The organism is Caldovatus aquaticus (assembly GCF_019458025.1).
GTDB lineage: Bacteria > Pseudomonadota > Alphaproteobacteria > Acetobacterales > Acetobacteraceae > Caldovatus > Caldovatus aquaticus.
In genome coordinates, this window is the sequence record NZ_JAHZUY010000007.1 from 93,825 (window position 1) to 113,330 (window position 19,506).

At 75.4% G+C, this 19,506-nt stretch carries 15 protein-coding genes and 1 pseudogene; 11 read left to right on the forward strand and 5 right to left on the reverse strand.

The features are described 5' to 3' along the window. Positions 1 to 28: 28 nt before the first annotated feature. Together bcp and K1J50_RS05225 are read right to left on the reverse strand one after the other, a co-directional pair. A complete protein-coding gene (gene bcp, locus K1J50_RS05220; RefSeq protein WP_220116380.1) occupies positions 29 to 580 on the reverse strand; it encodes a thioredoxin-dependent thiol peroxidase in 552 nt (183 codons plus the stop codon). Further along, a complete protein-coding gene (locus K1J50_RS05225; protein WP_220116381.1) occupies positions 577 to 3,564 on the reverse strand; it encodes a bifunctional [glutamine synthetase] adenylyltransferase/[glutamine synthetase]-adenylyl-L-tyrosine phosphorylase in 2,988 nt (995 codons plus the stop codon). The genes bcp and K1J50_RS05225 overlap by 4 nt, the downstream gene beginning before the upstream one ends. A 17-nt stretch (positions 3,565 to 3,581) precedes the next feature. On the opposite strand from K1J50_RS05225, the gene K1J50_RS05230 reads away from it, so the two are divergent. The 10 genes from K1J50_RS05230 to K1J50_RS05275 all read left to right on the forward strand — a co-directional run bounded on the left by K1J50_RS05230 (position 3,582) and on the right by K1J50_RS05275 (position 16,756). Next, the gene (locus tag K1J50_RS05230; RefSeq protein WP_220116382.1) at positions 3,582 to 6,959 is read left to right on the forward strand and encodes a DUF3971 domain-containing protein; all 3,378 of its coding nucleotides are present in this window, start codon (positions 3,582 to 3,584) and stop codon (positions 6,957 to 6,959) included. Positions 6,960 to 7,218: 259 nt separating this feature from the next. Beyond that, positions 7,219 to 8,226 carry a PstS family phosphate ABC transporter substrate-binding protein gene (locus K1J50_RS05235; RefSeq protein WP_220116383.1) on the forward strand — a complete coding sequence of 336 codons (1,008 nt, stop codon included), beginning with the start codon at positions 7,219 to 7,221 and terminating at the stop codon, positions 8,224 to 8,226. A gap of 92 nt (positions 8,227 to 8,318) precedes the next feature. After that, on the forward strand, positions 8,319 to 9,221 hold the full coding sequence (gene pstC, locus K1J50_RS05240; RefSeq protein WP_220116384.1) for a phosphate ABC transporter permease subunit PstC: 903 nt from the start codon (positions 8,319 to 8,321) through the stop codon (positions 9,219 to 9,221). After that, positions 9,218 to 10,165, forward strand: a complete 948-nt coding sequence (gene pstA, locus K1J50_RS05245) for a phosphate ABC transporter permease PstA (RefSeq protein WP_220116385.1) — start codon at positions 9,218 to 9,220, stop codon at positions 10,163 to 10,165. Before pstC ends, pstA begins: the two co-directional genes overlap by 4 nt. Before the next feature lie 17 nt (positions 10,166 to 10,182). Then, positions 10,183 to 11,004, forward strand: coding sequence for a phosphate ABC transporter ATP-binding protein PstB (pstB, locus tag K1J50_RS05250; protein WP_220116459.1), 822 nt, complete (start codon positions 10,183 to 10,185; stop codon positions 11,002 to 11,004). Positions 11,005 to 11,034: 30 nt separating this feature from the next. Then, on the forward strand, positions 11,035 to 11,766 hold the full coding sequence (phoU, locus tag K1J50_RS05255) for a phosphate signaling complex protein PhoU (protein WP_220116386.1): 732 nt from the start codon (positions 11,035 to 11,037) through the stop codon (positions 11,764 to 11,766). 16 nt (positions 11,767 to 11,782) lie between these two features. After that, on the forward strand, positions 11,783 to 12,523 hold the full coding sequence (gene phoB / locus K1J50_RS05260) for a phosphate regulon transcriptional regulator PhoB (protein ID WP_220116387.1): 741 nt from the start codon (positions 11,783 to 11,785) through the stop codon (positions 12,521 to 12,523). Between the two features lie 141 nt (positions 12,524 to 12,664). Next, positions 12,665 to 13,171 carry a flavin reductase gene (locus tag K1J50_RS05265; protein WP_220116388.1) on the forward strand — a complete coding sequence of 169 codons (507 nt, stop codon included), beginning with the start codon at positions 12,665 to 12,667 and terminating at the stop codon, positions 13,169 to 13,171. Positions 13,172 to 13,203: 32 nt separating this feature from the next. Next, positions 13,204 to 14,505 (forward strand): flavin monoamine oxidase family protein, encoded by a 1,302-nt coding sequence (locus tag K1J50_RS05270; RefSeq protein ID WP_220116389.1) that lies wholly within the window; start codon positions 13,204 to 13,206, stop codon positions 14,503 to 14,505. Positions 14,506 to 14,758: 253 nt separating this feature from the next. Next, positions 14,759 to 16,756 (forward strand): elongation factor G, encoded by a 1,998-nt coding sequence (locus K1J50_RS05275; RefSeq protein WP_220116390.1) that lies wholly within the window; start codon positions 14,759 to 14,761, stop codon positions 16,754 to 16,756. A 62-nt stretch (positions 16,757 to 16,818) separates the two neighbouring features. Here K1J50_RS05275 and K1J50_RS05280 read toward each other — a convergent pair whose 3' ends face one another. Together K1J50_RS05280 and K1J50_RS19535 are read right to left on the reverse strand one after the other, a co-directional pair. Then, positions 16,819 to 17,154: a c-type cytochrome gene (locus tag K1J50_RS05280; RefSeq protein WP_220116391.1), complete on the reverse strand. Its 336-nt coding sequence runs from the start codon at positions 17,152 to 17,154 to the stop codon at positions 16,819 to 16,821. 229 nt (positions 17,155 to 17,383) lie between these two features. After that, positions 17,384 to 17,980 (reverse strand): annotated as a pseudogene (locus tag K1J50_RS19535) (SDR family NAD(P)-dependent oxidoreductase); the annotation flags it as partial. A gap of 190 nt (positions 17,981 to 18,170) precedes the next feature. Here K1J50_RS19535 and K1J50_RS05290 point away from each other — a divergent pair. Next, a complete protein-coding gene (locus K1J50_RS05290) occupies positions 18,171 to 19,001 on the forward strand; it encodes an SDR family NAD(P)-dependent oxidoreductase (RefSeq protein ID WP_220116392.1) in 831 nt (276 codons plus the stop codon). Positions 19,002 to 19,049: 48 nt separating this feature from the next. Here the strand turns inward: K1J50_RS05290 and K1J50_RS05295 are convergent, their stop codons facing one another. Beyond that, a complete protein-coding gene (locus tag K1J50_RS05295; protein ID WP_220116393.1) occupies positions 19,050 to 19,310 on the reverse strand; it encodes a hypothetical protein in 261 nt (86 codons plus the stop codon). Positions 19,311 to 19,506 lie beyond the last annotated feature (196 nt).

The window sequence follows — 19,506 nt, forward strand, 5'->3', positions numbered from 1 at the left end:
CGGTCGCGCCGGCCCGGCCCCGGCGGGTTCAGCCGCCGGCGAGCGCCTTCGCCGCCTCCGCCACCGCCGCGACATGGCCCGGGACCTTCACGTTGCGCCAGACGCGGGCGATCCGCCCGTCGGGACCGATCAGGAAGGTCGCCCGCTCCAGGCCCATGTAGGTCCGCCCGTACCGGGACTTCTCCACCCAGACGCCATATACCTCGGCCACCTTGTGGTCGGCGTCGGAGGCGAGGGGGAACCGCAGCCCGTATTTCTCCGCGAACCTCTCGAGCGCGGGAAGCTTGTCCGGCGAGACGCCGATCACCTCGATGCCGAGGCGGGCGAACTCGGGCAGCGCCTCCTGGAAGCCGCAGGCCTCCTTGGTGCAGCCCGGCGTGTCGGCCTTGGGGTAGAAGTAGAGGACGAACGGGCGGCCCCGCATCGCGGCGAGGCTCACCGTGCGGCCTCCGGTCGCCGGCAGCGAGAAGTCCGGTGCGGCCTGGCCCTCCGCCGGCCCGCCGGCCGGCCGCGCTTTCGTCTCCGCCGCCGTCCTTTTCTCCTTCGCCGCCGTGCTCTTCTTCTCGACCGTCCTGCTCATCCGCCGCCCTCCCTCGCCGCCGCGATCGCGAGCGGGCCGACCCGGCGCTCGAACACCGTCCGGACCGTTTCGGCCGTGCGCTGCATCTGCGCGCGCAGGGCGGCGAGGTCAACCGGCGGATCGGGCGCGAGCAGGGGCGCGACGCCGCGCAGCAGCGCCGCCTCGACCGGGCCGGGCAGCGCCTCCTCCCGCCAGCGGCCGACGGTGAGGCGGATCAGGCCGAGGATCGTGCGCCACAGGCGATCGGCGGCGATCAGCGCCTCCGCCTCCGCCGCCGGCAGGATGCGCGCCTTGCCCAGCGCCGCCAGCGCGCGGCGCGTGGTGGTCGCGAGCACCGCGGGGTTCGCGGCGGCGTGGACGAGCTGCAGCGCCTGCGCGACGAACTCCACCTCCACCAGCCCGCCCGGCATCAGCTTCACGTCCCACGGCCCCTCGGGGGGAAGGTCGCGCAGCATGCGCGCGCGCATCGCGGCCGCATCGGCGAGCACCCGTTCCGCATCCGCCGGCCGGGCGAGCGCGGCGCGGATCGCCGCCGCGATCTGCCGCCGCAGCGCCGCCGGGCCGGCGACGGGGCGGGCGCGGGTCAGCGCCATGCGCTCCCAGGTCCAGGCGCTCTCGGCATGATAGCGGCGGAAGGCGGCGAGCGAGACCGCGACCGGCCCCTTGCTGCCCGAGGGGCGGAGCCGCATGTCCACCTCGTAGAGCCGCCCCTCCGCCCCCGGCGCGGTGATCGCGGCGACCATCGCCTGCGCGAGACGGATGAAGTACTGGCTCGCCGGCAGCGGGCGCGGCCCGCCGGTGCTGGTTTCCGCCTCCGGCGGATGGTCGTAGATCAGGATCAGGTCGAGGTCCGAGCCCGGCAGCATCTCCCGCCCGCCGAGCTTGCCGAGCGCGACCACCGCGAGCGCCCCGCCCGCGACCCTGCCGTGGCGGGCGGCGAAATCCGCCGCCACGCGCGGCAGCAGCGCACCGATCGCGGCGTCTGCGAGCGCGCTGCGCGCCTCCCCCGCGGCGTCGGCGTCGAGCAGCCCCTCGAGCGCCGCCGCGTCGATCTCGAATTTGCGCTCGCTCGCCAGCCGCCGGGCGGCCTCCAGCGCCTCCTCCAGGTGGCGCGCGTCCTTGACCAGTGCCGTCAGCGCGGCGGCAGGATCGGAGCCGGCGCCGGCGGCGAGGGTGCCGGACAACAACCCGTCGAGCGCCGCCGCGTTGCGCGCCAGGTGGTCGGCGAGGGCGGGCGCCGCGCCGAGCACGCCGGCCAGCCGGTCGAGCAGCGCGGGGTTGTGGTGCAGCAGCGAGAGGACCTGCACGCCGGCGGCGAGGCGCATCAGCACCGCGTCGAAGCGCGCGAGCGCCGCATCGGGCTGCGGCTGCCGGGCGAAGGCGGCGAGCAGGGCCGGCATCAGCGCGGTCATCAGCTCGCGCGCCCGCTCGCTGCGCATCGCGCGCGGCCGGCCGTGGTGCCAGCCGCGCACCATTGCCGCCACGCCCGAGGGATTGCCGTAGCCCATGGCGCGCAGCGTCTCGATCGTGGCGGGGTCGTCCTCGACCCCGGTGAAGACCAGGCTGCCGCCGGTCTCGCTCGAGGCGAGGCTCGGCTCCGCCTCGAACAGGCGCGCGTAGTGCCGCTCGACGCGGGCGAGGTGGCCGGTCAGCGTGGCGCCGAAGGTCTCGGCATCGGGGAAGCCGAGGAAGCTCGCGATCCGCGCCAGCCCCTGCGCGTCCTCGGGCAGCCGGTGGGTCTGCCGGTCGGCCAGCATCTGCAGCCGGTGCTCGACGGCGCGCAGGAACACGTAGGCGTCGGCGAGGTCCGCCGCGGCGCGCCGGTCGAGCTTGCCGGCCGCGGCGAGCGCGGCGAGCGCCCCGAGCGTGGTCGGATCGCGCAACGCGGGATCGCGCCCGCCCCAGATCAACTGCAGGACCTGGGTCGTGAACTCGATCTCGCGGATGCCGCCGCGGCCGAGCTTGACGTCGAGGCCGGCAACCTGGATCTGGTCGTAGGCGCCGCGATCGGACTTGTGCGCGTGGATCTGCCGCTTGATCGAATGGATGTCGGCCACCGCCGCGAAGTCGAGATGGCGGCGCCAGACGAAGGGGCGCAGCTCGCGCAGGAAGGCCTCGCCGACGGCGCGGTCGCCGGCCACCGGGCGCGCCTTGATCATCGCCGCGCGCTCCCAGTTCTGGCCCATGGATTCGTAATAGGTGATCGCCGCCGGGATCGAGACCGCGAGCGGCGTCGCCGCGGGGTCGGGGCGCAGGCGCAGGTCGGTGCGGAAGACGTAACCCTCGGCGGTGCGCTCCTCCATCAGCCGCACCAGGTCGCGCGCGAGGCGCACGTAGCAGGCCTGGGCGCGCTCGGCGTGGTAGGCTGCCGCCTCGGGGTCGTAGAGGACCAGGAGATCCACATCCGAGGAGTAGTTCAGCTCGCGCCCGCCGAGCTTGCCCATGCCGAGCACGACGAGGCCGGACCCGCGGGCGATGGCGCGCGGATCGGAGCGGCCGGCGCCCGGCAGGCGCAGCTCGCCGCGCTGGGCGGCGTCGCGCAGCAGATGCGCGCAGGCATAGTCCAGCGCCGCGTCGGCGAGGTCGGAGAGCGCCCCCGTCACCCGGTCGAGCGGCCACAGCCCGGCGATGTCGGCCACTGCCGCGATCAGCGCCACCTGGCGCTTCGCCCGGCGCAGCAGCGTGCCGACCGCGGCGCGGCTCGCCCCGGGGTCGGCGCGGCCCAGCGGGTCGAGGGCGAGGGCGAGGGTCTCGTCCGGCCCGCGCTCCGCGAGGCGGATCAGGGTCGCCGATTCGCGCAGCGCCAGCTCGGCGAGGAACGGGCTGTGCCCGCCGAGCGCGGCGAGCAGCGCCGCGCCGCCCGGGCTCGCCGCGAAGTCGCGCTCGGCATGGCCGCGCTCGGCGAACTGCTCGGCCAGCCGCGCGGCGGACTGCGGGTCGAAGGGGGAGGGGGGCAGCCGCTCGGGGCTGATCCATGGCGGCATGGTCGGGGAGGCGTGCCGTGAGGCGTCCCTCCGGTCAAGCCTGGCGCTGGGCGTGGCGCCTGCTCGCCGCGGCGTTCGCGGTGGCGATCCTGGGCGGGCTCGGGCTCGGCGCCCTCGCCTGGCGCCTCGCCGAGGGACCGATGGCGCTGCCCTTCCTCGCGCGCGCGATCGAGCGCCGGGTCAATGCCGAGGGCCGTCCGGCCCGGCTCGAGGTGGGGACGGCCTACGTCGCCTGGGAGGGCTGGCGCGCCGGCCACCTCTCGCCGCTCGAGTTCCTGCTCGAGGACGTGCGCCTCGTCGAACCCGAATCGGGAGAGCTGCGCGCGGCCCTGCCGGCGGCGGCGGTGTCGCTCTCCCTGCCCTGGCTGCTGCGCGGCCGGATCGCGCCGCGCGTGATCGAGCTGCGCCGCCCTGTCCTGCGGCTGATCCGGGCCGGGGACGGCGCGTTCCGGCTCGATCTGGGCGCCGAGGGCGAGGCGCCGGCGCCCCTGTCCCCGGACCAGGGCGAGGCGCCGCCAGCCTTGCCTGCGGACCGGGAAGGCGAGGCGCGCGAGTCCGGCGCGTATCTCGCGCGCCTCCTGGCCGAGCTGATGCAGCCGCCGTCCCAGGCCACGCCCCTGTCCGCGCTGGAGCGGGTCGAGGTGGACGGCGGGCTGTTGCTGGTGGTGGACCGGCAGCTCGGCCAGGTGTGGTGGCTGCAGGAGCCCGATCTCGTCCTCCGCCGTCAGCCGCAGGGCGGCGTGGTCGGCGCGGGGGCGGCGACGCTCCGGCTCGGCGCGGAGTGGGTGCCGATCCGGCTCACCGGCCGCGCCAGCGGCACGCCCCCGCGGGTGGAGTTCGGCCTGCACCTGCCGGCGGTGCGGCCCGGTGCGCTGGCCCGCGCGGCGCCCGGGCTCGCGCCGCTTGGCCTGCTCGACGCTACGGTCGAGGCCTCGCTCGACGTGACGCTCGACGGCCGCGACGGACGGCCCGAATCGGCGCGCGCGGCGCTGCGCGCCGGGGCAGGGGCGATCGATCTGGGCGAGGGTCGGCGCGTCGCGATCGCCGGCCTGGAGGCGCGCGCCGTTGCCACGCCCGGGGCGGTGCGCATCGAGCAGGCGACCCTGCGCCTTGCCCCGCCGCCGGCGGCCGAGGAGGAGGTCTCCGCTTCCCCCGCGCCGGCGCCCCCCCAGGCACGGCAGCGCCCGGCCCCGCCCGCGGCAGGGCGCCCCTCTCTCCCCGCCGCCCCCCGCAGCGGGCCCGTCATCACCGCGGCGGCCGAGGCGCACCGCGCCGGGGAGGGCGACGGCGCGACGTGGCGCGGCGCGGTCACTCTCGCCGTGGACGCGGTGCGCTTCGCCGACCTCGCGACCTACTGGCCGGAGGGCATCGCCCGCGGGGCGCGCGCCTGGATGGTGCGCAACATCACCGCCGGCACGGTGCGCGACGGGCGCTTCCGGATCGCGGGGGAGGTGACGCCGGGCGCGCCTGGCGGCGGCCTTGCCGTCACCGCCCTCGCCGGCACCGCCGAGGCGACGGACGCGACCGTGCACTGGCTGCGGCCGATCCCTCCCGTGGAGGGCGCGGCGGCGAGGGCGGAGTTCGGCCTCTCCGAGATCGTCGTGCATGTCCGCGGCGGGCGCCAGCAGGGCACGCGCCTCGAGGCGCGCGAGAGCGTGCTGCGTTTCGCCGGCTTCGATTCGGGCCCCGGAACCGCCGATCTCGAGTTCCATCTCGCCGGACCGGTGCAGGACCTGTGGGCGGTGCTGCGGCACCCGCGGCTGCGCCTGCTCGACCGGCGGCGGATCGAGATCCAGGACCCGAGCGGCGCGCTGGAAGGCCGGCTCTCTCTCGCCTTCCCGCTGCTCGACGACCTGCCGGTCGAGGACCTGCGGCTGCGGGCCGAGGCCCGGCTCAACGAGGTGAGGGTGCCGAAGGTGCTGCTCGGGCAGGACCTGGTGCGCGGCGCGCTCGACCTCCGGGTGGACAACGACGGGCTGCGCGCGACCGGCACCGGGCAGTTCGTGGAGACGCCGGTCCGCGTCGGGGTGGAGATGGATTTCCGCCCCGGCCGCCCCGACCAGGTGATCAGCCGCGAGACGGTGAGCGCGGCGCGCGTCGCGCCGCGCGCACTCGCCGCGCTCGGCGCCGATCTCGGCGACGTGCTGACGGGCGGCACGATCGCGATCGAGGCGCGGAACGAGACCCGGCGCAGCGGGCTGGGCCGGGCGACGGTGCGGGCCGACCTGCGCGAGGCGGCGCTCGCGCTCGACCCGCTCGGCTGGAGCAAGCCGGCCGGCCGGGACGGGCTGGCGGAGGCGGAGCTGCGCCTGCGCAACGGCGCGCTGCAGGCGGTGGAGAACGCCCGCCTGGAGGCGGGCGATCTGGCGGTCCGCGCGCGCGTCGCCGCGTTCCGCGACGGCCGGCCGGAGCGCATCGAGCTGCTCGAGTCGCGGATCGGCGCCAGCCGTTTCTCCGGGACGGCGCTGCCCCCGCCGGCGCGCGAGGGCGGCGGGGGCGAGTGGCGGCTTGCGCTGGAGGGACCCGTGCTCGACCTCCGCCGGGCCTTCGCCGCGCGCCTCCCGGACCGGCCGTCGCCCCCCCCCGATGCGCAGGGAACACCGGCGCTGACGATCGCGGCGCGGTTCGAGCGCGTGCTGCTCGGCGAGCAGCGCCAGTTGCTGGCGCTTGCGGCCGAGGCGCAGCTGGACAGCCGGGGCGTGCTGCGCGCCGCGCAGGCGCGCGCCCGCACGGCGGAGACCTCCTCCGGCGGCGCGGTCGCCTTCAGCCTCGTGCCGCAGGCCGACGGGCGGCGGCAGCTCACTCTGACGGCGGAGGACGCCGGCGCGCTGCTGCGCGCGGTGGACCTCATCGGCAGCATCCAGGGCGGCACGCTGCAAGTGGAAGGGACGTACGAGCACGCGCGGCCGGGGGCGACGCTCACCGGCATGGCGGACATGTCCGACTTCGTGGTGCGCGATGCGCCGGCGATCGGCAAGCTGCTGCAGGCGCTCTCGGTCTACGGGCTGCTGGAGGCGCTGCGCGGGCCGGGGCTCGGCTTCGCGCGGCTGGTGGCGCCGTTCTCGCTCTCGCCGCAGGCGCTCGAGGTGCATGACGGCGCGCGCGCCTTCTCGGCCTCGCTCGGCGTGACGATGCGGGGGCGGATAGACCGGCGGCGCGGCCTGGTCGACATGGAAGGCACGATCGTGCCCGTCTATGTATTCAACCAGCTGCTCGGCAACATCCCGCTGCTCGGCCGGCTGTTCAGCCCGGAAACCGGCGGCGGCCTGTTCGCCACCGCCTTCCGCGTCCAGGGCCCGCTGAACGATCCGCAGGTGACGGTCAATCCGCTGTCCACCCTGACGCCGGGGGTCCTGCGCAACCTGTTCCGCCTGGACCAGGCGGGCCGGCCGTAGGCCGGGCCGCCGGCCGCCCGGCCGGTTGTCATCAAATCTTCAAGGAACGGCAATGCGCGAGTCCCGGCCGGCCCATAGAACGCCCGCGGACCGGCCGGAGCGCTTTCCGGCCGGTCCGTGCCGGAGGCGCAGCGTTCGGCGCGGCCCGATCCGCCGATGCCCGCGCCGCGGCCGCCGCCGCCCCTGCCAGGGTGGCCCGGGCGGGCCTGCGGCGCCGCTGCCGCGCCCGGCACGCCCGGGGCATCCGAAAGGGACACGCATGCGTCTCACGACCAGCCTGTTCGCCGCGGTGGCGGCGGCCACCCTCTCCGGCGCTCTGGCGCTGCGGCCGCATCCCGCCGCCGCCCAGGCGACCATCGCGATCGACGGGTCGAGCACCGTCTTCCCGATCACCGAGGCGGTGGCGGAGGAGTTCCAGCGCACCAACCGCAACGTGCGCGTTACGGTCGGCATCTCCGGCACCGGCGGCGGCTTCAAGAAGTTCTGCCGCGGCGAGACCCAGATCCAGGACGCCTCGCGCCCGATCCTGCAGGCCGAGATGGAGGAGTGCCGCCGCGCCGGCATCCGCTACGTCGAGCTGCCGATCGCCTTCGACGCCGTCACCGTCGTGGTCAGCCCGCGCAACCGCTTCGTCGAGTGCCTGACCGTGGCCGAGCTGCGCCGCATCTGGGAGCCGGCGGCGCAGGGCCGGATCACCAACTGGAACCAGGTCCGCCCTGGCTTCCCCGACGCCCGCCTCAGCCTCTACGGCGCCGGCGCCGACAGCGGCACCTTCGACTACTTCACCGAGGCCGTCGTCGGCCGCGCCAAGGCGAGCCGCGGCGACTACACGGCGAGCGAGGACGACAACGTCCTGGTCCAGGGGGTGGCGCGCGACCCGAACGCGCTCGGCTACATCCCGTTCGCCTACGTCGCCGCGCATGCGCGCGACCTGAAGACGGTGGCGATCGACGGCGGCCGCGGCTGCGTGCAGCCATCGGCCGAGACGGTGCTGAACGGCACCTACGCCCCGCTCTCGCGCCCGCTCTTCCTCTACGTGAACCTGCAGGCGCTGGAGCGGCCGGAGGTCCGCCGCTTCGTCGAGTTCTACCTCTCCCCCGCCGGGCGCGACCTGATCCGCGAGGTCCGCTACGTCCCCCTGCCCGAGCAGGCCTACGAGATCGGCCTGCGGCGGGTGCGCGAGCGGATCGCCGGCACCGGCTACGGCGGCCGGGCCGAGGTCGCGATGCCGATCGCCGAGGTCCTGCAGCACGAGCCGCGCGAGTAGCGCGGCCGCGCCCCGCCCGGCCGGCGCTTGCGCCGGCCGCCGCGGGCGGCCATTTCTCCCGCCGCCAGGGACGCAACAGGGATCTCTCCGGAATGCTCGAGGGCGTGCCCGCCCGCCAGCGGATCAAGGAACAGGCCATCGAGGGCCTGCTGTTCCTCGCCGGCCTCTCCTCGATCCTGGTCACCACCGCCATCGCCGCCATCCTGGTCTACGAGTCCGCGGCCTTCTTCCGCGAGGTCAGCGTCGTCGAGTTCCTCACCGACACGATGTGGACCCCGCTGTTCGCGGAGCCGCGCTACGGCATCCTGCCGCTGCTCGCCGGCACCGTGCTGTCGGCCGGCGTCGGCCTGCTGGTCGCGATCCCGCTCGGCCTCGTCATCGCCATCTACCTCTCGGAGCTCGCCTCCGAGCGCCTGCGCGAGGTGGTCAAGCCGACGCTCGAGCTGCTGGCCGGCATCCCGACGGTGGTGTTCGGCTACTTCGCCCTGTTCTTCGTCACGCCGCTGCTGCAGCGCACGATCCTGCCCGACCTGCCGGGGTTCAACGTGCTCTCGGCCGGCATCGTGATCGGCATCATGATCGTCCCCTACATCTCCTCGGTCGCCGAGGATGCGATGCGGGCGGTGCCGATGAGCCTGCGCGAGGGCTCCTTCGCCATGGGCGCGAGCCGCGTCGAGACCGCGCTCCGGGTGGTGATGCCGGCCGCCTTCTCCGGCATCGCCGCCGCCTGCATCCTCGCCGCCTCGCGCGCGGTGGGGGAGACGATGGTGGTGGCCATCGCCGCCGGCCAGCAGCCCAACCTCACCCTCGATCCGACCCAGCCGGCGGCGACCATCACCGCCTACATCGTGCAGGTCTCGCTCGGCGACCTGCCGCACGCCAGCATCGGCTACCAGTCCATCTTCGCCGCCGGCCTGGTCCTCTTCGTGCTCACCCTCGGCTTCAACCTGCTCGGCCACGTGCTGCGCCGCCGCTTCCGGGAGATCTACGAGTGAGCGGCGCCGTCCTGGAACCGCCGGCCGCGGCGCGCGGCCTGCCGCAGCCGCCGATCGGCGGGCTGCGCGCCCATGCCGACCTGATCTTCGCCGCCCTCGGCCTGCTCGCCATGCTGGTCGCCGTCCTCACCCTGGCGGCGCTGGTGCTGGACCTCGCCGTGCGTGGCCTGCCGCGGCTCGACCTGCAGTTCCTCACCAGCTTCCCGTCGCGCCGCCCCTCGCAGGCCGGCATCCTCTCGGCCTGGGTCGGCACCACGCTGGTGATGCTGGTGACCGCCGCCATCACCATCCCGCTCGGCATCGGCGCGGCGATCTACCTCGAGGAGTACGCGCCGAGGAACCGCCTCACCGACCTGATCGAGATCAACGTCGCCAACCTCGCCGGCGTCCCCTCGATCATCTACGGGCTGCTCGCCCTCGGCCTGTTCGTCTATGCGCTCGGCCTCGGCCGCAGCATCCTCACCGCCGGGCTCACCCTGGCGCTGCTCGTGCTGCCGATCATCATCGTGGCGACGCGCGAGGCGCTGCGCGCGGTCCCGCCCACGGTGCGCGAGGCCGCCTACGCGCTCGGCGCCACGCGCTGGCGCATGATCGCCGACCACCTGCTCCCCTACTCGGCGGGCGGCATCGCCACCGGCGTGATCATCGCGCTGTCCCGCGCCATCGGCGAGACCGCGCCGCTGATCACCATCGGCGCGCTCACCTTCATCGCCTTCCTGCCGACGCCCCCGATCCGGCCCGACTTCCCCTTCGTCAGCTTCCAGTGGCTGTCCGATCCGTTCACCGTGCTGCCGATCCAGATGTTCAATTGGGTCTCCCGCCCGGGCACCGACTTCCTGCCGAACGCGGCCGCCGCCGGTCTGGTCCTCATCGTCATGACCATCGCCATGAACCTCGCCGCGATCGTCATCCGCATCCGGGTCAGGAGGAGGGTCAAGTGGTGAACGAGGCTGCCGCCGCCCTGCGGACGCCGCCCCCCGTCGTCGCCGCCGACGCCGCGGCCGAGGCGGAGCCGCGCGCGCGGCGCGCCAAGCTGCGCTGCCGCGACTTCCATTTCTATTACGGCGACTTCCACGCGCTGAAGGGCATCAACCTCTCCTTCGAGGAGGGCGCGGTCACCGCGCTGATCGGCCCTTCGGGCTGCGGCAAGTCCACGCTGCTGCGCAGCTTCAACCGCATGCACGACCTCTACCCCGGCACCCGCTACGAGGGCGAGGTGGTGATGGAGCCCTACGGCGTGAACATCGTGGACCGCCGGGTGGACGCGATGGCGGTGCGGATGCGCGTCGGCATGGTGTTCCAGAAGCCGAACCCCTTCCCGAAGTCCATCTACGAGAACGTCGCCTACGGCCTGCGCCTGCGCGGCGAGCGTCGCCGCGCCGTGCTCGACGAGAAGGTGGAGGCGGCGCTGCGCGGCGCCGCGCTGTGGGACGAGGTGAAGGACCGCCTGCGCGAGCCCGGCACGGCGCTCTCGGGCGGCCAGCAGCAGCGGCTCTGCATCGCCCGCGCCATGGCCACCGACCCGGAGGTGATCCTGTTCGACGAGCCGACCTCGGCGCTCGACCCCGTCGCCACCGCCAAGATCGAGGACCTGGTGCAGCAGCTCGCCGGCCGCGTCACCGTCGTCATCGTCACCCACAACATGCAGCAGGCCGCGCGGGTCTCGCAGTACACGGCCTTCATGTATCTCGGCGAGGTGGTCGAGTTCGGCGAGACCGGCCAGATCTTCACCGCGCCGCGGGTGCAGAGGACCCAGGACTACATCACCGGCCGCTTCGGCTGAGCGGGCGAGGGCAGGGCAGGAGAGGGCCCGATGGCGGGCGAGACGACGACGCCGGCGCACACGGTGCGCAGCTACGACCAGGACCTGAGGCGCCTGCGCGACATGGTCGCCCGCATGGGCGGCCTCGCCGAGCGGCAGGTCGCCGACGCCACCACGGCGCTGATCCGCCGCGACACCGAGCTCGCGGCCGAGGTCGTCCGCCGCGACGCCGAGCTCGACCGGCTCGAGCGCGAGATCGAGGCCTTCTGCGTGCGCCTCCTCGCGCTGCGCCAGCCGATGGCCCAGGACCTCCGGCTGATCGTCGGCGCGATGAAGATCGCCCACGCGCTCGAGCGCATCGGCGACTACGCGCGCAACGCCGCCAAGCGCGCGATCGTGCTCGCCGAGCAGCCGCCGATCGGCAGCCTCAACGGTTTCCAGCGCATGGCCCGGCTGGTGCAGGAGAACCTCAAGGGCGCGATGGACGCGCTCGTCCACGACGACGCCACCCGCGCCGACGAGGTCTGGGCCTCCGACCAGTCGGTGGACGAGATCTACAACGGCATCTTCCGCGAGCTGCTGACCCACATGATGGAGGACCCGCGCAACATCACCGCGGCCACCCACCTGCTCTTCATCGCCAAGAACCTCGAGCGGATCGGCGACCACGCCACCAACATCGCCGAGACGGTCCACTACGCGGTGCGCGGCGACACCCTTCCCGAGGAGAGGCCGAAGGCCGACAGCTCCGCCTCCGCCGTCGTGCGCCCCCCGGGGGACTGAGCCGCCTCCTGCCGCCATGCCGGATCACCGCCCCGCCACGGGCCCCGGCGCCGCCCGGCCCACCATCCTCGTCGTCGAGGACGAGGCGCCGCTCCTCACGCTGCTGCGTTACAACCTCGAGAAGCAGGGCTTCCGGGTCGAGGAGGCCGCCGACGGCCAGGAGGCGCTGCTGCGCATCGCCGAGGCGCGGCCCGACCTGGTGCTGCTCGACTGGATGCTGCCCACCCTCTCCGGGCTCGAGGTGTGCCGCCAGATCCGCCGCCGGCCCGACACGCGCGACCTTCCCGTCATCATGCTCACCGCCCGCACCGAGAGCCAGGACGCGGTGCGCGCCCTCGACACCGGGGCGGACGACCATATCGGCAAGCCCTTCGTCATGGAGGCGCTGCTCGCCCGCATCCGCGCCCTGCTGCGCCGCGCCGCCGCGTCGGCGGCGCCGCGCCAGGGCACGCTCGCCTTCGCCGGCCTCGTCATGGACCAGGACGCCCGCCGCGTCGCGCGCAACGGCCGGCCGTTGCACCTCGGCCCGACCGAGTACAGGCTGCTCGAATTCCTCCTCCGGCACCCGCGCCGCGTCTTCTCGCGCGAGCAGTTGCTGGATGCCGTCTGGGGCCGCGACATCCACGTCGAGCCGCGCACCGTGGACGTCCACATCCGCCGCCTGCGCCGCGCCATCAACGCCCCCGGCGAGCCCGACCTGATCCGCACCGTCCGCTCCGCCGGCTATGCCCTTGACACCGAGGCCGCCGTCGGCTGAGAAGCGCGCCGGCCCGGGCCCGGCGGCCGCCCGATGCGGCCGGCCCCCTACCCGAGCCGCGCGCCAGGCGGCATCCTCGCGCCCGAGGGCGGGTGCCGCAGGGGCGGCCGCCCGTCCGACGAGGCCGAGGCGCGCACGCCCATGACCGTTCCCGCCGAGCAGTTCCGCGACGCCATGGCCCGCCTGGGGGCGGCGGTGAACGTGGTCACCACCGGCGGGCCCGCCGGCCGGGGCGGCCTCACCGCCAGCGCCGTCTGCAGCGTCACCGACGACCCGCCCACGCTGCTCGTGTGCATGAACCGCAAGGCCAGCGCCCATCCGCTGTTCAAGGCCAACGGCGTGCTCTGCGTGAACACGCTCTCGGCCGCCCAGCGCGACGTCTCTGACACCTTCTCCGGCCGCACCGGCCTCTCCGGCGAGCAGCGCTTCGCCCGCGGCCGCTGGGGCCGCCTCGTCACCGGGGCGCCGGTGCTCGAAGGCGCCGTCGCCTCCTTCGACTGCCGCATCGTGGACGTCGTGGAGCGCGGCACCCACAGCGTCGTCTTCGCCGAGGTCGAGGCGATCCGCCAGGGCGATCCCGGCGACGAGGCGCTGATCTACTACGGCCGCAGCTACCACCGCATCGGCCGGCCGCCCGAGGGCGGATGAGAGCCGCCGCCGCAGGCCGCGGCGCGGATCCCGTGGCCCCTCCCTCCGGTCCCGACGTCGCGATCGTCGGCGCCGGCGCCGCGGGCATCGCCGCGGCGCGCGCATGCCTGGCCCGCGGCCTCTCCTGCCTCGTGCTGGAGGCGATGGACCGGGTCGGGGGCCGCGCCTTCACCGAGAGCGCGCGGCTCGGCGCGCCCTTCGACCACGGCGCCTCCTGGCTGCACCAGGCGGACGACAACCCGCTGGTGCCGCTCGCCCGCGCCATGGGCCTGCGCCTCGTGGATTCCGACGCGGTGCGCGTGCGCCACGTCTTCATCGGCGCGCGCCGCGCCACCCCGGAGGAGATCGAGGCGCTCGACGCGGCGCGCGCGCGCTTCGACGCGGCGGTCGCCGCGCGCGCCGCGCTCGGCCCGCCCGACGTCCCGCTCGCCGAGGCCGTCCCGCGCGGCGGGTTCTGGGACGCCACGGTCGCGCACCGCCAGGGGCCGGTGATCAGCGCGGCGCAGCTCGAGGAGATCAGCCTGCTCGACTACGTCGCGACCGACCTCGCCCCGCCCAACCTCCTGCCGGAGGCCGGCCTCGGCGCGCTGCTGCGGCGCCTCGCCGAAGGTCTGCCGATCCGCACCGGCCTTCCCGTCGGGCGCATCCGCTGGGGCGGCACGGCCATCGCCCTGGAGACGCCGCATGGCACCCTCGCCGCGCGCGCCTGCATCGTCACCGTCTCGACCGGCGTGCTCGCCGCCGGCGCGATCGCCTTCGACCCGCCGCTGCCGGGCGCGCTGCGCGACGCGGTGGCGGGGATGCCGCTCGGCCTGCTCACCAAGGTCGCCTTCCGCGCCGCCGGCGAGGACCGGCTCGACCTGCCGCCCTTCGCCTCGCTCTGGCGCCACGTGGCCAGCCCGGACGAGGCGGCGATGACCTTCCACGCCTGGCCCTTCGGCCGCGACCATCTGATCGGCTTCGTCGGCGGCCGCGCCGCCTGGGACCTCGCCCGCGCCGGGGCCGCCGCCGCCGAGGCCTTCGCCCGCGACGAGCTGGCCCGCCTGTTCGGCGCCGCCCGCATCGCCCGCGCCTTGCGGACCCCTGCGGCCGTGGTCACCGACTGGGGCACCAACCCCTGGACCCGGGGCGCCTACAGCCACGCCTTGCCCGGCCATGCGGGCGCCCGCGCCGTCCTGGCGGAGGCGGCGCTCGCCGGAGGACGGCTGCGCTTCGCCGGCGAGGCCTGTCACGTCCGCCTCGCCGGAACCGTCGCCGGGGCGTGGGAGAGCGGGCAGGCGGCGGCGCAGGCCGTGGCCGCCGCGCTCGGCGCGCCGCCGGAGCCTGCCCGCTAGGTTCGCGGTTCGCCGCGGCCCGCGCCCGCGGCGTCCGCCGCAGCGGAGGGACCGCCCGCGGCCATGCCGCCGGACGCTGTGACATTTCCCCGATTCGCCCCGACGCCCTGCTGGGCTACAGTCCGAGGGCCAAGAGGCGATCGCGGGCGCGCCCGTTCGGTCCCCGCACCGGCCTGGCCCGCCCGCCTGCCCGGCACACACCGGAGGAGGCCGCGCATGTCGCCGCGGCCCGCGCGTGGGAGGCGCCGATCCGATGCCTGAAGCATCCGCAGCCAGACCAGAAGGCGGGGCCCGGCCCCGCTCCGTCGCCCTCATCGGCCCGCAAGGCAGCGGCAAGAGCACCCTGTTCGAGGCCCTTCTCGCCGCCGCCGGCGGCGCGCCCCGGCGCACCGGCGATGCCCGCAACCGCGTCATGGGCACCGAGCTGCGCGTCGGCCATGGCGCCTATCTCGGCGATCCCTGGGCGGTGATCGACTGCCCGGGCTCCGTGGAGTTCGCCTACGAGACCGCCTGCGCGCTCGCGGTCTGCGACATCGCCGTGCTGGTCTGCGAGCCGTCGCCCGATCGCGCGCTCGCCGTCGCCCCGCTGCTCAAGCAGCTCGAGGCGGCGAGCACGCCCACCATCGTCTTCGTCAACAAGATCGACACCCTCGGCGAAGGCCGCATCCGCGACACCCTCGCCGCGCTGCAGCCCTACTCGAAGCGCCCGCTCGTGCTGCGCCAGGTGCCGATCCGCGAGGGCGAGCAGATCGCCGGCTACGTGGACCTGATCAGCGAGCGCGCCTACCGCTTCCGCAAGGGCCAGCCCTCCGAGGTCATCGCCGTCCCCGCCGCGGTGCGCGAGCGCGAGGCCGAGGCCCGCAACGCCCTGCTCGAGGTCCTCGCCGACCACGACGACGCCCTGCTCGAGAAGGTGCTGGAGGACGCCGCGGTGACGCCGGCCGAGGTGTTCCGTCCCCTCCACGCCGACATGGAGAAGGGCGCGGTGGTCGAGGTGATGCTCGGCGCCGCCGAGCACAACAGCGGCATCCAGCGGCTGTGGAAGGCGCTGCGCCACGACGGCCCCAACCCGCTCGTCACCGCCGCGCGCCGCGGCGTGGCGCCGGAGGGCGAGCCGCTGGTGCAGGTCTTCAAGACCCAGCACACCGGCGCCGGCGGCAAGCTCTCCTTCGTCCGCGTCTGGCGCGGCCCGGTGAAGGACGGCCAGCAGATGGGCGGCGCGCGGATCGGCGGCATCACCCGCTTCCCCGCCGGGGAGCCGACGCGGGTGGCGGAGGCCGGGACCGGCGAGATCGTCGCTCTCGGCCGGCTGGAGGGCGCCGCCACCGGCGCCACCCTCGTCGCCGCAGGCCCCGCCGCCGAGCGGCTTCCCTTCCCGCCGCCGCCCGAGCCGGTCTATGCGCTCGCCATCGCCACCGAGGACCGCAAGGACGACGTGAAGCTCTCCGGCGCGCTGCAGCGCATCGCCGAGGAGGACCCGTCCGTCATCGTCGAGTACGACGGCGCCCTCGGCCAGACCGTGCTGCGCGGCCAGGGCGACATCCATCTCGGCCACGCGCTGCAGAAGCTCGCCGCGAACTACGGCCTCAGGCTCAACGCGTCGCATCCCCGCGTGCCGTACAAGGAGACGATCCGCCGCGCGGTGCACCAGCATGCGCGCCACAAGCGCCAGACCGGCGGCCACGGCCAGTTCGCCGACGTGAAGCTGGAGATCGAGCCGCGCGGCCGCGGCGAGGGCTTCCTCTTCACCGACAGGATCGTCGGCGGCGCCATCCCGAAGAAGTTCATCCCCGCCGTCGGCGAGGCGGCGGAGGAGGCGTGCAGGAAGGGCCCGCTCGGCTTTCCGGTGGTGGATGTCGCCGTCACGCTGGTGGACGGCCAGTTCCACTCCGTGGACAGCTCCGACATGGCCTTCGCCACCGCGACGCGGATCGGGATGCAGGAGGGCCTCGCCAAGGCCGATCCGGTCCTCCTCGAGCCGATCGACCACGTGACGGTGACCGTGCCGAACGAGTACACGGCGAGCGCGCAGCGCCTGCTCACCGGCCGGCGCGGCCAGATCCTCGGCTATGCCGAGAAGGAGGGCTGGCCCGGCTGGGACGAGGTCGAGGCGCTGGTGCCGCAGGCGGAGCTGCACGACCTCATCATCGAGCTGCGCTCGCTCACGATGGGCCTCGGCACCTTCCGCCGGCGCTTCGACCATCTCGCCGAGGCGCGCGGCGCGGTCCATGCGGGGGCGACGGTGCGCTGAGGCGCCGCCGCGCGGCGCCGGGGCGGCGGCCCGCGTCCGTCCCGGCCCGCGCGGAGCCTCCGCTACCGCTTCAGGCTCAGGATGTAGGCCACCACGTCGTCCACCTCCTCGCGGGAGAGCTGGTAGTTCGGCATGTTCGCGTGCGGCGTCTGCAGGAACACCCGCAGCGCGAGCGCCGTCACCGCGGGGCGCTGCGCCGTCGTGACGAAGCTCGGCGCCGCATCCGAGGCCGGTCCGGGGACATCCGGGCCGATCGCGTGGCAGTTGGCGCACCAGATCTCGGCGATCCGTCGTCCGTCCGCCGGATCGCCGGCGGCCTGGGCCGAGGCGGGCGCGGCGATCGCCGCCCCGCCGAGGAGGGCGAGCGCACCGAGGCTGCAGCGACGGATCGGGCGCATGGGCCGCTTTCCTCTCTCGCTCCCGCGCCGCCGTCGCGGGAATGGCGTTGCGCACGGCGGCTCGCTGCGGCGGCGGGCTACGGTATCGGGCTGCCGCCGTTGACGTGGTAGGCCTGTCCGGCGATCCAGGACGCCGCCTCGGACGCCAGGAACACCGCGAGGGCCGCGAATCCCCCGGCCGGCCGATGCGGCCGAGCGGGATCGTCGCCGCCAGCGCCCGGATCTCGTCCTCGCTGTGGCCGTGGCGCGGCTGGGCGGTGTCGGTCAGCCCGGGCGCGATCGCGTTCACCCGGATGCGATGCGGCGCCAGCGCCAGCGCCATCGCCCGCGTCGCGCCGGCGACGCCCGCCTTGGACGCGCTGTAATGCACGCCGAGCGGCGCGCCGCTCAACGCTCGCGAGGAGAGATTGACGATGCAGCCCTGCGTGCCCGCCGCGATCATGGCGCGCGCCGCCGCCTGGGCGCAGAACACGGAGCCCTTGAGGTTGACCGCGATCATCCGGTCCCAGTCCGCCTCGGCCATGTCGAGGAAGCGGACGCGGGGGAAGATCCCGGCATTGTTCGCCAGGACGTCGATCCGCCCCAACTCGGCCACGGCGCGCTCCACCAGCATGCCCGGCACGCCGGCTGCCGCGACATCGCCCTGCAGCAGCGCGACGCGCCGGCCCTGCGCGCGCACCGCCTCGGCCGCCGCGCCGGCGGCGACGGCGTCATCGAGCCAGTTGATCGCGACCTCGTAGCCCGCGGCGGCAAAGGCGATGGCCGCGGCGCGCCCGATGCCCTGCTGCGCGCCGGTCACCAGGACCACCCGCCCGCGCTGCGTCATCGGTTCGGCTCCTCCGGCAGAGGTGGCGCCAGCTTAGGCGGACTCCCGGTCGCTTTCCCAGGCCCGTGGCGGCGCCGCAGCGGTGTCCGCCGCGCGGGACGCGGCGCGCCTTCCTTCCGTGGCGCAGGACCTTCGCGGCAGGGGGCGAAGGCTTGCCGGCCGGGCCGCCCGGTGCTCCGCTGCGCCCGCGATGACGAATCCGACGCCTGGCGCGCCGAGCGCCTTCCCTTCGCCGCAGGGCGGACCGGGGTCCGATGCTGCGGCCCTGTTTTCCCTGGCCGGCCGGATCGCCCTGGTCACCGGCGCCTCGGGCGTGCTCGGCACGCACTTCGCCCGCGTGCTGCACGCGGCGGGCGCGGCCGTCGTGCTGGCGGCCCGCCGCACCGAGGCGGTGGCCGCGCTGGCTGCCGCGCTGGGCCCGGAGCGCGCCCTCGCGGTGCCGCTGGACGTGACCGACCCGGCCTCGGTCGCGGCTGCCTGCGACATGGCCGAGGCGCGGTTCGGCGCGCCCTGCGACGTGATCGTCAACAACGCCGGGGTGGCGGTCACCAGGCCCCTGCTCGAGCAGAGCGTCGAGGACTGGGACCGGGTGCTCGACGTGAACCTGCGCGGATGCTTCCTCGTCGCCCGGGAGGCGGCGCGCCGCCTGGTCGCGGCACGGCGGCCGGGGACGATCGTCAACATCGCCTCGGTGCTGGGCGAGCGCGTGATCGCGGGCGTTGCCGGCTACACCGCGGCGAAGGCGGGGCTGATCCATCTGACGCGGCAGCTCGCGGTGGAGCTGGCGCGCTACGGGATTCGCGCCAACGCGCTGGCGCCGGGCTACGTCGCGACGCCGCTGAACGCCGACTTCTTCGCCTCGGAGGCCGGCCAGGCGATGATCCGCCGCATCCCGCAGCGGCGGCTCGGCCGGCCCGAGGACCTCACCGGACCGCTGCTGCTGCTCGCCTCCGAGGCCGGGGCGCACATGACCGGCGCGGTCCTGACCGTGGATGGCGGGCATTCGGTGAACCCGCTCTGACGTCCGGACGCGCCCGGCGGCGCGCCGCGGCCCGGACCGCCGCCCGCATCACGCGTCGCCGGGCGCGGCGCGCTGGCGGGCCTGGCGCAGGCGCCAGACCATCCGGCAGAGGGCGACGAAGGTTTCGGCGTCCTCCTGCCAGATGGCGAGGCTGTCGCGCGGGGGACGGCCGCGCCGCTGAGGGGGCAGCGCGATCGTCGGCTCGGGCCGGTCCGCGAGCAGTCGCTCGGCCAGGCCCAGGAGCCGCTCGGCGACCACGAGATCCCCGTTGCGGCAGGCGGCCTGGCAGGCATCGAGGACGCGGGCCACGAGCCGGCGGCCCGGAGGGCGCGGCCGCGGCAGCGCTAGCCACGCTCCCCCGCTGGGAGCAGGCGTGGAAAAATTACCGGGGCCGCCAAGGGGTGCCGACCGGCAGCGGGGATGGTCGCCGGGAGCGGGCCGGGGAGTGCGTTCGGCGCGCCCGTCCGCAGAAAGGCCGTCGCGCACGGTCGCGCTCGTTGGAGAC

Excerpts from the sequence above, each read along its gene's own strand:
- pstC (WP_220116384.1), top strand. The coding sequence starts at position 8,319 with ATGCTCGAGGGCGTGCCCGCCCGCCAGCGGATCAAGGAACAGGCCATC.
- K1J50_RS05235 (WP_220116383.1), top strand. The coding sequence starts at position 7,219 with ATGCGTCTCACGACCAGCCTGTTCGCCGCGGTGGCGGCGGCCACCCTC.
- K1J50_RS05275 (WP_220116390.1), top strand. The coding sequence starts at position 14,759 with ATGCCTGAAGCATCCGCAGCCAGACCAGAAGGCGGGGCCCGGCCCCGC.
- phoU (WP_220116386.1), top strand. The coding sequence starts at position 11,035 with ATGGCGGGCGAGACGACGACGCCGGCGCACACGGTGCGCAGCTACGAC.
- K1J50_RS05265 (WP_220116388.1), top strand. The coding sequence starts at position 12,665 with ATGACCGTTCCCGCCGAGCAGTTCCGCGACGCCATGGCCCGCCTGGGG.
- phoB (WP_220116387.1), top strand. The coding sequence starts at position 11,783 with ATGCCGGATCACCGCCCCGCCACGGGCCCCGGCGCCGCCCGGCCCACC.
- bcp (WP_220116380.1), bottom strand. The coding sequence starts at position 580 with ATGAGCAGGACGGTCGAGAAGAAGAGCACGGCGGCGAAGGAGAAAAGG.
- K1J50_RS05290 (WP_220116392.1), top strand. The coding sequence starts at position 18,171 with ATGACGAATCCGACGCCTGGCGCGCCGAGCGCCTTCCCTTCGCCGCAG.
- K1J50_RS05225 (WP_220116381.1), bottom strand. The coding sequence starts at position 3,564 with ATGCCGCCATGGATCAGCCCCGAGCGGCTGCCCCCCTCCCCCTTCGAC.
- K1J50_RS05280 (WP_220116391.1), bottom strand. The coding sequence starts at position 17,154 with ATGCGCCCGATCCGTCGCTGCAGCCTCGGTGCGCTCGCCCTCCTCGGC.